Origin of the sequence: Streptomyces sp. NBC_01498, assembly GCF_036327775.1 — a bacterium.
GTDB lineage: Bacteria > Actinomycetota > Actinomycetes > Streptomycetales > Streptomycetaceae > Streptomyces.
This window is the reverse complement of record NZ_CP109598.1, coordinates 837,783-852,197: the sequence shown is the minus strand read 5'-3', so window position 1 is coordinate 852,197 and position 14,415 is coordinate 837,783. Positions and strand designations below refer to the sequence as shown.

The window sequence follows — 14,415 nt, the reverse complement described above, 5'->3', positions numbered from 1 at the left end:
CGCGCGACTGCGGGTGCCGTTGTCGTGAAGCTGTCGAGGGGCGAGGTTAGCGCTCCCGGCGGGGGCTCCGGGGCCCGGGTGACCAGCATCGGACGCGCGGGAACCGGAGACGCGCGCCGGCGCGGGCGCCGCCTCACCGGGTGTCTGCGACCATCGGGACGGACGGCGGGCGGAACAAGCGCTTGCTCGGGCGTGGTCGGCGGGGCTTGGGCGGGTCGGCGTGCGCGCCCCGGCGGGGCTTGTGCCTGCCGACCGGCATTCCTAACATCATTGCTGTTACATCGTTGGTGTCACACTGCGGGGAGCTCACCATGACAGCGACAGCGCACGACCCGGGCACCGGCGGCCCGGCCGCCGCGCACGGCCCCCTGACGGGGGTTCGGGTGGTGGAGCTGGCCGGCATCGGCCCCGGCCCCTTCGCCGCCATGCATCTCGCCGACCTCGGCGCCGACGTCGTACGGGTCGACCGGCCGGGCGGCGCCGGGCTCGGGATCGACCCGCGCCACGACCTGACGAACCGCAACAAGCGGTCCGTGCTCCTCGACCTCAAGGCCGACGACGGCCCCGCCCGCCTGCTCGACCTGGTCGAACGCGCCGACATCCTGATCGAGGGCTACCGGCCCGGCGTCGCCGAACGCCTCGGCGTCGGCCCGGCGGAGTGCCTGGCCCGCAACCCCCGTCTGGTGTACGGGCGGATGACCGGCTGGGGCCAGGACGGCCCGCTGGCCCCGTACGCCGGACACGACATCGACTACATCGCCGTCGCCGGGACGCTCTCCATGGTCGGCGAGAGCGACCGGCCGCCGGTCGTGCCCGCCAACCTGCTCGGCGACTACGCGGGCGGCGCGCTCTACCTCGTCGTCGGTGTCCTCGCCGCCCTCCAGCACGCCCGCACCCCCGGCGGCGCCGGACAGGTCGTGGACGCGGCGATCGTGGACGGCGCCGCCCATCTCACCACCATGATCCACGCCATGTCGGCGGCGGGCGGCTGGCAGGACCGGCGCGGGGCGAACCTGCTGGACGGCGGCGCTCCCTTCTACGGGACGTACGAGACCGCCGACGGCGGGTACATGGCCGTCGGGGCGCTGGAGCAGCGGTTCTACCGGGAGTTCGCCGACCTGCTCGGTCTCGCCGACGACGTCCCCGCCCGCAAGGACTTCGACCGCTGGGACACCCTGCGGGCCGCGATCAGCGCCCGCTTCAAGGAGAAGACCCGCGCCGAGTGGACGGCCGTCTTCGAGGAGTCCGACGCGTGCGTGGCGCCCGTGCTGTCGCTGCGCGAGGCCCCCGCCCATCCGCACCTCGTGGCGCGCGGCACCTTCACCGACCACGCGGGCATCACCCAGCCCGCGCCCGCGCCGCGCTTCTCGGCGACCCCCGCCTCCGTACGGAGCGCGCCCGCGCTGCCCGGCGCGGACACCGCGCGGATCGCCCACGACTGGGACGTACCGAGCCTCCACGGGACCGCCGTCACCACCGAAACCGCCGCCGTCACCGACAGCGGCCCCGTCACCGACAGCGCCACCGCCGACTCCGACACGACTCCGAAAGGCCGCTGACGTGAGCACCGAAGCGTATGTGTACGACGCGATCCGCACCCCGCGCGGTCGCGGCAAGGCCAACGGCGCCCTGCACGGCACCAAGCCGGTCGATCTCGTCGTCGGTCTGATCCACGAGATGCGCGACCGGTTCCCCGGCCTCGACCCGGCGGCCATCGACGATGTCGTCCTCGGCGTCGTCAGCCCCCTCGGCGACCAGGGCTCCGACATCGCCCGGATCGCCGCCGTCGCCGCCGGACTGCCCGACAGCGTCGCCGGCGTTCAGGAGAACCGCTTCTGCGCCTCCGGTCTCGAAGCCGTCAACCTGGCCGCGGCGAAGATCCGTTCGGGCTGGGAGGACCTGGTCCTGGCCGGCGGTGTCGAGTCCATGTCGCGGGTGCCGATGGGCTCCGACGGCGGCGCCTGGGCGATGGACCCGATGACCAGCATCCGTACGGGCTTCGCCCCCCAGGGGATCGGCGCCGACCTGATCGCCACCCTCGGCGGCTTCACCCGGCGTGACGTCGACACGTACGCGGCCCTGTCCCAGGAACGCGCGGCGGCGGCCTGGAAGGACGGCCGGTTCGCCCGCTCCGTCGTCCCCGTCCGCGACATGAACGGACTCACCGTCCTCGACCACGACGAGCACCTGCGGCCCGGCACCACCGCCGACTCGCTGGCCGCGCTCAAGCCGTCGTTCGCGCAGATCGGCGAACGCGGCGGCTTCGACGCGGTGGCGCTCCAGAAGTACCACTGGGTCGAGAAGATCGACCACGTCCACCACGCGGGCAACTCCTCCGGCATCGTGGACGGCGCCTCCCTCGTCGCGATCGGCTCCCGCGAGACCGGCGAGCGGTACGGCATGACACCCCGTGCCCGGATCGTCTCGGCCGCCGTCTCCGGCTCCGAACCCACCATCATGCTCACCGGCCCCGCGCCCGCCAGCCGCAAGGCCCTCGCCAAGGCCGGACTGACCGTCGACGACATCGATCTCGTGGAGATCAACGAGGCGTTCGCCGCCGTCGTCCTGCGCTACGTCGCCGAGATGGGCCTGCCCCTCGACAAGGTCAACGTCAACGGCGGCGCCATCGCGCTCGGCCACCCGCTCGGCGCCACCGGCGCGATGATCCTCGGCACCCTCGTGGACGAACTGGAGCGCCAGGACAAGCGGTACGGCCTCGTCACGCTCTGCGTCGGCGGCGGCATGGGCGTCGCCACGATCGTCGAACGCGTCTGACCCGTCCCGTCCGCCAAGCAACTCGTCGCTACGGAGCAGCAGCATGAGCGAGTCCACCACCATCCGCTGGGAACAGGACGGAACGGGCGTCGTCACCCTCGTCCTTGACGACCCCGCCCAGTCGGCCAACACGATGAACCAGGGCTTCCGGACCTCCCTCGCCGCGGTCGCCGAACGCGCGCTCGCCGAGAAGGACACCCTCCGCGGCATCATCGTCACCTCCGCCAAGAAGTCCTTCTTCGCGGGCGGGGACCTCAAGGACATGATCAAGCTCGGACCGGACGACGCCCAGCAGGCGTTCGACGCCGGGACGGCCGTCAAACGCGCCCTGCGCGTCATCGAGACCCTCGGCAAACCCGTCGTCGCCGCCATCAACGGCGCGGCCCTCGGCGGCGGTTACGAGATCGCGCTCGCCTGCCACCACCGCGTCGCCCTCGACACGCCCGGCTCCAGGATCGGCCTGCCCGAGGTCACCCTCGGCCTGCTCCCCGCGGGCGGCGGCGTCACCCGTACCGTACGGCTCCTCGGTATCTCCGACGCGCTGACCAAGGTGCTGCTCCAGGGCACCCGTTACTCACCCCGCCGCGCCCTGGAGAACGGCCTCGTCCACGAAGTCGCCGCCACCACCGAGGAGATGCTCGACCGGGCCCGCGCCTTCATCGACGCCCACCCCGAGTCCTGGCAGCCGTGGGACGTCAAGGGCTACCGCATCCCCGGCGGCACCCCCTCCCACCCGCGCTTCGCCGCCAACCTCCCCGCGTTCCCGGCCAACCTCGTCAAGCAGACCGGCGGCGCGCCCTACCCGGCGCCGCGCAACATCCTGGCGACCGCAGTCGAGGGCTCCCAGGTCGACTTCGAGACCGCGCAGACCATCGAGGCCCGGTACTTCACCGAACTGGTCACCGGGCAGACCGCGAAGAACATGATCCAGGCGTTCTTCTTCGACCTCCAGGCGGTCAACTCGGGCGCGAGCCGCCCGGCGGGCGTCCCCGAACTCCCCGTCCGCAGGGTCGCCGTCCTCGGCGCCGGGATGATGGGGGCGGGCATCGCGTACGCCTGCGCCCGCGCCGGGCTCGACGTCGTCCTCAAGGACGTGACCCCGGAGGCGGCGGCCAGCGGCAAGGGGTACGCGGAGAAACTGCTGGCCAAGGCCGTCGCCCGGGGCCGTACCACCGGGGCCGAACGGGACGCGCTGCTGGCGCGGATCACCCCCACCGCCGAGGTGGCCGACCTCGCCGGGTGCGACACCGTGATCGAGGCGGTCTTCGAGGACACCGCCCTCAAGCACCGGGTGTTCGGGGAGATCCAGGACGTGGTCGAACCCGACGCGCTCCTGTGCTCCAACACCTCGACCCTGCCCATCGGCACCCTCGCCGAGGGCGTCGCCCGGCCCGCCGACTTCATCGGTCTGCACTTCTTCTCACCCGTCGACAAGATGCCGCTCGTGGAGATCATCAAGGGCGCGAAGACCGGCGACGAGGCACTCGCGCGCGCCTTCGACCTGGTACGGCTCATCGGGAAGACACCGATCGTCGTCAACGACTCACGGGGCTTCTTCACCTCGCGCGTCATCGGCCGCTTCATCAACGAGGGGGTCGCGATGGTCGGCGAGGGCGTCGAGCCCGCCACCGTCGAACAGGCGGCGGCGCAGGCCGGCTACCCCGCCAAGGTCCTGTCCCTGATGGACGAACTGACCCTCACCCTGCCGCGCCGCATCCGCGACGAGACCCGGCGCGCCGTCGAGGAGGCGGGCGGCACCTGGACCCCGCACCCGGCCGACGCGGTCGTCGACCGCATGGTGGACGACTTCGGCCGCACCGGCCGGGGCGGCGGCGCCGGCTTCTACGACTACGCCGAGGACGGGACCCGGACCGGCCTCTGGCCCGGTCTGCGCGAGCACTTCACCCGGGCGGACACGGACGTGCCGTTCACCGACCTCAAGGAGCGCATGCTGTTCTCCGAGGCCCTGGACTCGGTGCGCTGTCTGGACGAGAACGTCCTGACGACCGTCGCGGACGCCAACATCGGCTCCCTGATGGGCATCGGCTTCCCGGCCTGGACGGGCGGCGTACTCCAGTACATCAACGGCTACGAGGGCGGCCTGCCCGGCTTCGTCGCACGGGCACGCGAACTGGCCGCCGCGTACGGGGAGCGGTTCGAGCCGCCCGCGTCCCTGGTGGCCAGGGCCCAGCGGGGCGAAACGTTCCACGACGCCCGGTAGTCCTCGCGCGTACGGGGCACGCGGGCCGGGTTCACCCGTCGGTGAACGCGGCCCGCAGCTCCTCCTTCAGCGAGCGCTGGAACGCCGTCACCAGCGCCTGCACGACCATCGGCCGCATGTGCGCCGAGAGCGACCGCATCGCCGCCACCCGCTCCGGGTCCGGCTCGCCCTCCTCGTACGGATTGCCCACCTCGTCCCGGAACAGCCGCGACAGGGCGTGCGCCGCCGAGCGGGTGTGCTCCAGCAGGACCGTACGGGCCGCGAGGATCGTCTCCTGCGCGATCGGCACGTCCAGCAGCTCCACGCCCAGCCGCAGCAGCCCCGGGTCCAGCCGGTAGTGACCGGGGGACCCGGCCCGCGCCAGCACGCCCATCGCCGCCAGCCGGTCCACGTCGCCCTCGGACAGGGCCCGCCCCGCCCGCCGCTCCAGCTCCGCCCTGGTCGCGTCCTCCGCCGGGTCCGGCGCCCAGGCCGCCACCAGCGCCCGGTGGATCGCCAGATCCCGGGCGCTCAGATCCGCCGGCAGCCGCTCCAGGTAGCGCTCGATCGCCGCCAGGGTCATGCCCTGGCACTGGAGCTCCTCGATGAGCGCCAGCCGCGAGAGATGGCCGTCCCCGTAGAGACCGACCCGGCGCGGGCCGATCACCGGGGGCGGCAGCAGGCCGCGGGTGCTGTAGAAACGCACGGTGCGCACGGTGACACCCGCGCGGGCGGCCAGCTCGTCCACGGTCAGCGTCGGCCCCGGGCGCGCCCCGGCGGCGCCGTCCGTTCCGGCCTCGGTGTCCATGCCGACAGTATTGCTGTCTCACCACTACTGCGAAAGGGAGGCGAGCACCGCGCCCCGTCCGCCCCGGCCCTCGCGGCCACTGCCCTGCCCGCCCGCTACGCCCCGGCCACGGGGCGGCGCGCGGGGCGGTGGGGCACGGCGGGAGCCGGGGTGTCCGCCCCGCACCCGTGGGGTAGTGTGACCCGACCAACGAGAGCACGGACCGAGGAGGTGGCCCCCATTACCGCAGTGTCAGGCCGGGTGCTCCCCCTCCACGGCCGGGCGGTCCGACCGACCGACTGAGACCGCCGGAGCGCCCGCGAGCGCCCCGAAAGGTTCCCATGTCGGCTGCATCCGCCTCCTCGTCCTCCCCCTCCCCGTCGTCCGCCACCGCCGGACACACCCCGTTCTCCCCCTCCGCCCTGCCCTCCCTCCCCGCCGTCGTCAGCAGGCTCCGCGCCGCCGGCTGCGTCTTCGCCGAGGACGAGGCACGGCTCCTGGTCTCCGCCGCCCGCACCCCCGACGACCTCGCCCGCCTGGTGGGCCGCCGCGTCGCCGGGCTGCCACTGGAGCACGTCGTCGGCTGGGCCGAGTTCCACGGTCTGCGGATCGCCGTCGGCGCCGGGGTCTTCGTCCCCCGGCGCCGCACCGAATTCCTCGTGCGCCGGGCTGCGGCCCTGCTGAACCAGCTCCCCACCGGCCGGCCCGCCGTGGTCGTCGACCTGTGCTGCGGGTCCGGCGCGCTCGGCGCCGCGCTGCTCGCGACGGCGGGCACCCCCGTCGAGCTGTACGCCTCCGACATCGACCCGGCGGCCGTCGCCTGCGCCCGGCGCAACCTCGCCGGTGGCGGCACGGTCCTCGAAGGGGACCTCTTCGACCCGCTGCCGGACGACCTTCGGAGCCGTATCGACATCCTTCTCGCCAATGTGCCCTACGTGCCGACGCACGAGGTCGGGCTGCTGCCGCCCGAGGCGCGCGACCACGAGCCGCTGGTCGCGCTCGACGGCGGGGCCGACGGGCTCGACGTGCTGCGGCGCGTGACGGCGGAGGCCACCCGGTGGCTGGCGCCCGGCGGCCATCTGCTGTTCGAGACGAGCGAACGCCAGGTGCCGGACGCCGTCGGCACGGTGCGCGCCGACGGGCTCGCCCCACGGGTCGTCACCTCCGAGGAGTGGGACGCGACGGTCGTCGTCGCCCAGTTCCGGGGCCGGGCCGGGTCCGGCACGTAGCGCCCGGCGGGCGACGCCCGGCACGCATCCTCGCGGCGCGGCCGGCGGCGGGCCGCGTACGGCCGGCGGGAGCCCGGTCCTCCGCCGGGCGCGCGCACGCGCCGACCGCCACACCGCGCCCACGGGCGGACGCCGTCACGTGCCGGACACGACCCGGGCCCCGTCCGGCTGATCCACGGGGATCCGCCGGACGGGCCCGTGGTCCCTCCCGGTCACTCCGTCAAGACTCGAACGCACGACGGGGCTGATGGGTCGTCAACCGGCTTCTGTGTCAACTCTATTGACACTCAGGTTTCAGGAGTTTTACGTTCCTTGACATCTGAGAGCGCTCTCGGACTTCCTTCCCCCCATGACTTCGAGGTGCCGTCCATGCCCACCTCCCGCTCCAGACCCGCCTCGGTGCTGGTCCTGGTCACCGCCATGGCCGCCGTCGGACTGGGACCCGCAGCCGGTCCCGCCGCCGCGGCGAACATCCCCGTCGGATCCGGCAGTTACTCCGACACCCGCCCCGCCGGCGCGTCCGGACCGACCAACAACGTCGGCGCCCCGGTCACGCCCAAGCTCACCGAGTCCGCCAAGGACCGGCCGGTCCCCACCAACGACTGGTGGACCTCGCTGGCCTACCAGCGCTACGGCGACAACCCGTACTCCACACCGATGTACGGCCACCCCCTCACCTACCAGGCCACCTCCGGCGGACTGGAGGTCGGCCACCCCACCACGCCCGCGATCGTCGGTGACGGACGGCAGTACGAGTACGCCCACAAGGCCGACCTCACCCTGGGCCTGACCGGCCTCAACTCCCCGGACACCAAGGCCGACGACTGGTCCGACTGGACGGTCACGCCCTACTGGTCCGACGGCGCCCGCACGCTGCGCGCCACCATCGGCCACGGCATGCCCTACGTGTACGCGAAGGGCTCCGGCGGCGACGCCCGCATCACCACCGCCTCCGCGCCGGCCGTCTTCGCCGACGACGGCAACGTCCTCGGCATCACCGTCGCCGGACACCACTACGCCCTCTTCGCGCCGACCGGCAGCGACTGGTCCGTCTCCGGCTCCACCGTGACCGCCGGACTCGGTTCCAAGGACTACTTCTCGCTCGCCCTGCTGCCGTCCGAGGACGCGCTCGCCACCTACCGCAAGTACGCGTTCAGCTTCGTCACCGGCTCCACGACGGACTGGAACGCCGGGGGCGGCGAGGTCGAGGCGACGTACACCCTGACCACCGAGCCGCAGGAGGGCACCGAGACGGGCACCCTCCAGGCCCTCTACCGGCACCAGTGGCTGCACACCAGCGACCCGCTCACCCCGTACACCTACGTGTCGCCGCGCGGCACGATGAAGGTGCGCGAGTCCACCACCTTCACCACCCGCCAGAAGGCGTCCGGTGTGCTGCCCGCGCTGCCCGAGTCCGGCGGCGTCGACACGGCCGCGCTCAAGGCGCAGCTGGACGAAGTGGTGAACGCCGCCGACCCGTTCTCGGGCGCGACCGACACCTACTGGACCGGCAAGGCCCTCGGCCGGCTCGCCCAACTGGCCCCGATCGCCGACCAGATCGGCGAGACCGCGACCCGCGAGAAGATCGTGGACCTGCTCAAGGGCCGACTTGAGGAGTGGTTCACGGCGGGCGGCGCGGGCCAGTTCAGCTACGACAGCGACTGGAAGACGCTGACCGGCTACCCGGCGTCGTACGGCAGCGACACCGAACTCAACGACCACCACTTCCACTACAGCTACTACGTCTACGCGGCGGCGATCGTCGCCCAGTACGACCAGGCGTGGGCCGCCGAGTCCGCCTGGGGCGGCATGGTCGAGACGCTGGTGCGCGACGCGGCCAACCCGAGCCGTACGGACAGCGACTTCCCGTTCCTGCGCGGCTTCGACGTGTACGCGGGCCACAGCTGGGCCTCCGGACACCAGGGCTTCGCCGCGGGCAACAACCAGGAGTCGTCCTCGGAGTCCGTCAACCTGAGCGCCGGACTCATCCTGTGGGGCTCGGCGACCGGCGACGACGAACTGCGCGACCTGGGCTCGTACTTGCTGGCCACCGAGTCCGAGGCGATCGCCCAGTACTGGTTCGACGCCGACCAGGAGGTCTTCCCGGCGTCGTTCCAGCGCGGCACCGTCGGCATGGTCTGGGGCAGCGGCGGCGCGTACTCCACCTGGTGGACCGCGAACCCCGAGGAGATCCACGGCATCAACGTCCTCCCGGTGACGGGTGGTTCACTCCACCTGGCCCGTGAGAAGGAGGCCATCGGCCGCAACATCGACGAGATGGAGCAGCAGAACGGCGGCCCGGCCGTCGAATGGCGCGACATCCTCTGGGAGTTCGAGGCGCTCTCCGACCCGGCGGCGGCCAAGGCCAAGTGGGACGCGGGCCAGGCGGCGCTCGCCCCGGAGGCGGGCGAGTCCAAGGCCCACGTCCACCACTGGATCGGCACGCTCGACGCGGTCGGCGCCCCCGACGCGTCGATCACCGGATCGGTCCCGACCTCGGCCGTCTTCACGAAGGGCGGCACCCGGACCTACGCGGCGCACAACTACGCGTCGACACAGACCACCGTCACCTTCTCGGACGGTACGACGCTCACCGTGCCCGCCCGCTCGACGGCGAGCACCACCGGCTGACGGACCGGCCGCCGGGGGAACTCCGGCCCGGCGGCCCCTCGAAGAACCACCGTCACCCCCCACACGCGGCGGGTCTCCGGCCTCAGGCCGAGGCCCGCCGCACCAGCGTGGTCGGGGTGATCACGGACGCCGGTGCCCGCGTCTCCCCGCCGTCCTTGTCGTCCAGACCGCGCAGCAGCAGCCGTGCCATCAACCGGCCCTGGCCCTCGACGTCCTGACGGATCGTCGTCAGCGGGGGATCGGTGGACTCGGCGACCGACTCCATGTCGTCGAACCCGACCAGCGCCACCTCGCCGGGCACCGAGATCCCGCGCTCGCGCAGCACCCGCAGCGCGCCGGACGCCATCAGGTCGTTGGCCGCGAACACCGCGTCCAGGTCCGGGCGCCGGTCCAGCAGGTCCCGCATCGCCCGCGCGCCGCTCTCCACCGTGAACCCGCCCTCGGTGATCAGCGTCGGGTCCGCGTCGAGCAGCACGTCGCGGTAGCCGTCCAGCCGGTCCGTGGCGGAGGTCTGGTCGGGCGGGCCCGCGATGTGCGCGATCCGCTCCCGCCCGAGGTCGCGCAGATACTGCACGGCGGCGCGCGCCCCGCCCCGGTTGTCGGCGTCCACGTACGGCACACCCTGGTCGCCCGGCGCGGACGTCCAGCTCGGCCGGCCGCCGTACACCGTCGGGGTCCCCGACCGGCGCACGATCGCCGGCAACGGGTCGTCCACGTGCAGCGAGAAAGCGAGGGCGCCGTCGACGTGCCCGCCCGCCAGATACCGGGCGATCCGCCCGAAATCACCGGGACCTTCGAGCAGGAGCAGCACCAACTGGGTGTCGTGGGCGGTGAGTTCCTTGCTGATGCCGCGGATCTGCTGCGAGAAGAACGGGTCCGAGAAGATCCGGATCTCCGGCTCGGCGATGATCACGGCGACCGCGCCGGTCCGCCGGGTGACCAGCGTGCGTGCCGCGTGGTTGGGCACGTACCCCAGGTCCTCCACGGCCCGCAGCACCTTGTCGACCAGCGGCTGCCGCACCCCCGCGCCGCCGTTGACCACCCGGGACGCGGTGGCGCGGGAGACACCGGCACGTGCCGCGACGGCTTCCAGCGTGGGCCGGGACCCCGGGGACTGCTCGGGCACGGCGGGCGCTCCTCTGACATGGTGCGGGACGGATGGCACGGGCCGACGCGGACCACACGGCCGGGATGCCTGTTCGACACGGACCGTACGGGCGCGGCGGACGACCGTACGGGCGGCACGGACGACCGTACGGGCGGCCGGACCGGTACAGGGTATCCGCTGCTCGCGACACCGAGAGAGCGCTCCCAACCACCCGCGCACCGGCCTCATCAGGGACGCCGCCCGATCCCCCGCCGGTCTTGACGGGGACCGTGTGCGACCCCCGCCCCTGCCTCACGGCTGACGGAGCGCGCTCCCCGCGCCGGACTCGCCGGGGACGGCGCGCGATCCCCGGGCCCACGATCGATCGCCGACGGCCCCCTGTCGCACCGTTGTTCACCGGAGTACGTTTCCGCCCCATGGAAATCAGTTCACGGGGCATGTGTTCCCCGGACTGTCCCGCCCACCCCCGGAGACCGCACTGATGACGTCACGGATCCGCACGCTCGTCCTGTCGGTGGCCACCGCCGCCCTCGTCGTCCCCCTCACCGCTCTCCCCTCCTCGGCGGCCCCCTCCGCCCCCCAGCAGACCCCGCCGCGCACCCCCTTCGAGAAGAGCGACGGCGCCGACTGGACGACCCTCGCGGAGGAACAGCGGTTCCTCGCCGCCGTCGACCGGGGCGGCGACCGGGTCTCGGTCGGCACCATCGGCGCCACCAAGCAGGGCCGTCCGCTCAACCTCGTCGAACTCGGCAACAAGCACGCCGTGACCAGCCTCCTGCTGATCTGCAGCCAGCACGGCGACGAACCCTCCGGCCGCGAAGCCTGCCTCACCACCGTCCGCGACCTCGCCTATCCCGAGGACCCCGCCACCAAGCGCTTCCTGGACCGTACGAGCGTCCTGGTCGTCCCGACCGCCAACCCCGACGGCCGCGCCGCCGACACCCGCGGCAACTCCGACGGCGTCGACATCAACCGCGACCACATCGCCCTGGAGACGGCCGAGGCCCGCGCCTTCGCCGCCCTCACCCGCGACCGGCGGCCGGACGTCATCTACGACCTCCACGAGTACGGGGCCACCCCGCCGTACTACGACGAGGACCTCTTCGACCTCTGGCCGCGCAACCTCAACACCTCCTCCCGCGTGCACGACGAGGCCAAGACCCTCTCCGAGGCGTACGTCCGCCCGGCCGCCCGCGCGGGCGACCACACCATCGGCACGTACGGCATCTGGACCGACCCGGTCACCGGCGAGCCCATCCGGCAGACCGCCGGCGACGGCCAGGAGCGCATCCTGCGCAACGCCTCCGGTGTCAAGCACTCCGTCGGACTGCTCATCGAGAGCCGGGTCGACCCCCGCTCCGAGGCCGAGGAGAACGACCCCTCCCTCAACCACCGGCGCCGGGTCGACAGCCAACTCGACTCCCTGAAGGGCCTGTTCGGCTACGCCGACAAGCGCCGGGTCCAGCTCTCCACCGCCACCGCCCTCTCCCGCGCCGCCGGCCTCCTCGACCGCGGCACGGTCTACTTCGGCGGCGGCGACAACGAACCCGCCACCCCCGAGGACACCGTCGAGAACCCGCCGTGCGCCTACCGGCTCGACGCCACCCAGTACGGCGAGTTCAAGGACGAACTGGCCCTGCACGGGGTCAAGGCCCTGCCCCAGCGCGGTGACGGAGCCCTCGTCCCGCTGCGCCAGTCGCAGCGCAAGCTGATCCCGCTCCTGCTGGACGAACGCGCCACCTACCACCTCACCGTCGGTCGCCCGGTGGAGGCCTGCTGACAGAACGGGACCCACGTCACACGCGCGAGGAGCCGGGGAGCACCGCCCGGCGGGCGGACGGCGTTACCTTTCCGCGCACGGCCCGGTTCCTTTCCGTGCACGGCCCGGTTCCATTCCGCGCACGGCCCGGTCCGGCTGATCCTCGGGCCCGAGAGGATCAGCCGGACAGACCCTAGAATCGGCGGTCTGATGACTGCCACTCTCGTCGCCAAGAATCTCGCCGCCGGCCACGGCGACCGCTCGCTCTTCGCCGGGCTCGACCTCGTCGTCGCGCCCGGCGACGTGATCGGGCTCGTCGGAGTCAACGGAGCCGGGAAGTCGACCCTGCTGCGCCTGCTGGCCGGGCTCGACACGCCCGAGGACGGCGCGCTGAGCCTGTCCCCGCCCACCGCGACCGTGGGCCATCTCCCGCAGGAGCCCGAGCGCCGGGCGGGCGAGTCCGTACGGGACTTCCTCGCCCGGCGCACCGGAGTCGCCGACGCCCAGACCGCCCTCGACGCCGCCACCCAGGCGCTGGTCGACAGCGCCCCCGGCGCCGACGACGCGTACGCCGCCGGGCTGGAGCGCTGGCTCGCGCTCGGCGGCGCCGACCTGGACGAACGCGCCGAGGAGGTCGCCGCGTCCCTCGGGCTGACCGTCGGACTCGACCGGCCGATGACCGCGCTCTCCGGTGGCGAGGCGGCCCGCGCCGGCCTCGCGTCCCTGCTGCTCTCCCGCTACGACGTCTTCCTGCTGGACGAGCCGACCAACGACCTCGACCTCGAAGGACTCGAACGCCTCGAATCCTTCGTCACCGGCCTCCGCACCGGCACCGTCCTCGTCAGCCACGACCGCGAGTTCCTCACCCGCACGGTCACCAAGGTCCTCGAACTCGACCTGGCGCAGCAGCGGGTCAACCTCTTCGGCGGCGGCTACACCGCCTATCTGGAGGAGCGCGAACGGGCCCGGGAGCACGCCCGCGAGGAGTACGAGGAGTACGCCGACAAGCGCTCCGCCCTCCAGGGACGCGCCCAGACGCAGCGCTCCTGGATGGAGAAGGGCGTCAAGAACGCCCGCCGCAAGGCCACCGACAACGACAAGATCGGCCGCAAGTTCCGCTCCGAGTCAACCGAGAAGCAGGCGGCGAAGGCCCGCCAGACCCAGCGCCTGATCGAGCGCCTGGACGCCGACGCCGTCGACGAACCCCGCAAGGAGTGGGAACTGCGGATGGAGATCGCGTCCGCCCCGCGCTCCGGCTCGGTCGTCGCCACGCTGAACGGCGCCGAAGTGCGGCGCGGCGACTTCCACTTCGGGCCCGCCTCGCTCCAGATCGACTGGGCCGACCGGGTCGCCATCACCGGGGCGAACGGCGCGGGCAAGTCCACCCTCCTGGCCCTCCTCCTGGGACGGCTGTCACCCGACACGGGAGCCGCCTCGCTCGGCTCGGGCGTGGTCGTCGGCGAGGTCGACCAGGCCCGCGCGCTGTTCCACGGGACGGAGACCCTGCTCGACGCGTTCTGCGCCGCCGTGCCCGACACCGAACCGGCCGAAGTCCGCACCCTGCTCGCCAAGTTCGGTCTCAAGGCGGCGCACGTGCTGCGCCCGGCGACGACGCTCTCCCCGGGCGAGCGCACCCGCGCCGCCCTGGCGCTGCTCCAGGGCAGGGGGGTGAATCTGCTGGTCCTGGACGAGCCGACGAACCACCTCGACCTGGTGGCCATCGAGCAACTGGAGTCGGCGCTCGACTCGTACGAGGGAACACTGCTGCTGGTCACGCACGACCGCCGGATGCTCCGGTCGGTCCGCACGGGACGGCGTATCGAGGTCGCGGGGGGCAAGGTCACCGAGGTCACGCTGTGACGGCCTGACGGGCCAGGCGCGGGTACGGACGCTCCCGCGGGGCCTTCCCGGACGGCCCGCTCCCGC

9 protein-coding genes are annotated in these 14,415 nt (G+C 73.1%); 7 read left to right on the top strand and 2 right to left on the bottom strand.

Translation table 11 applies throughout. From position 1 onward, the window contains the following. Window positions 1-311 precede the first annotated feature (311 nt). The 3 genes from OG875_RS03205 to OG875_RS03195 are packed head-to-tail and all read left to right on the top strand — an operon-like array spanning window position 312 to window position 4,996. Window positions 312-1,559 (top strand): CaiB/BaiF CoA transferase family protein, encoded by a 1,248-nt coding sequence (locus tag OG875_RS03205; protein WP_330172680.1) that lies wholly within the window; start codon window positions 312-314, stop codon window positions 1,557-1,559. Window position 1,560: 1 nt separating this feature from the next. Next, window positions 1,561-2,775: an acetyl-CoA C-acetyltransferase gene (locus OG875_RS03200; RefSeq protein ID WP_330172679.1), complete on the top strand. Its 1,215-nt coding sequence runs from the start codon at window positions 1,561-1,563 to the stop codon at window positions 2,773-2,775. A 43-nt stretch (window positions 2,776-2,818) separates the two neighbouring features. Continuing rightward, a complete protein-coding gene (locus OG875_RS03195; protein WP_330172678.1) occupies window positions 2,819-4,996 on the top strand; it encodes a 3-hydroxyacyl-CoA dehydrogenase NAD-binding domain-containing protein in 2,178 nt (725 codons plus the stop codon). A gap of 31 nt (window positions 4,997-5,027) precedes the next feature. On the opposite strand, the gene OG875_RS03190 is transcribed toward OG875_RS03195, so the two are convergent. Next, on the bottom strand, window positions 5,028-5,783 hold the full coding sequence (locus tag OG875_RS03190; protein ID WP_330172677.1) for a MerR family transcriptional regulator: 756 nt from the start codon (window positions 5,781-5,783) through the stop codon (window positions 5,028-5,030). A 320-nt stretch (window positions 5,784-6,103) separates the two neighbouring features. Between OG875_RS03190 and OG875_RS03185 the strand changes: the two genes are divergently transcribed. Together OG875_RS03185 and OG875_RS03180 are read left to right on the top strand one after the other, a co-directional pair. Beyond that, complete coding sequence (locus tag OG875_RS03185) at window positions 6,104-6,991, top strand: putative protein N(5)-glutamine methyltransferase (RefSeq protein ID WP_330172676.1); 888 nt, start codon at window positions 6,104-6,106, stop codon at window positions 6,989-6,991. A 369-nt stretch (window positions 6,992-7,360) separates the two neighbouring features. Further along, the gene (locus OG875_RS03180; RefSeq protein WP_330172675.1) at window positions 7,361-9,622 is read left to right on the top strand and encodes a glycosyl hydrolase; all 2,262 of its coding nucleotides are present in this window, start codon (window positions 7,361-7,363) and stop codon (window positions 9,620-9,622) included. A gap of 82 nt (window positions 9,623-9,704) precedes the next feature. On the opposite strand, the gene OG875_RS03175 is transcribed toward OG875_RS03180, so the two are convergent. Further along, entirely contained in the window at window positions 9,705-10,748 is a 1,044-nt protein-coding gene (locus OG875_RS03175) for a LacI family DNA-binding transcriptional regulator (RefSeq protein WP_330172674.1), read from the bottom strand. Between the two features lie 463 nt (window positions 10,749-11,211). On the opposite strand from OG875_RS03175, the gene OG875_RS03170 reads away from it, so the two are divergent. Continuing rightward, window positions 11,212-12,510 (top strand): M14 family metallopeptidase, encoded by a 1,299-nt coding sequence (locus OG875_RS03170; RefSeq protein WP_330172673.1) that lies wholly within the window; start codon window positions 11,212-11,214, stop codon window positions 12,508-12,510. Window positions 12,511-12,699: 189 nt separating this feature from the next. Continuing rightward, a complete protein-coding gene (locus OG875_RS03165) occupies window positions 12,700-14,349 on the top strand; it encodes an ABC-F family ATP-binding cassette domain-containing protein (RefSeq protein WP_330172672.1) in 1,650 nt (549 codons plus the stop codon). Window positions 14,350-14,415: the final 66 nt, after the last annotated feature.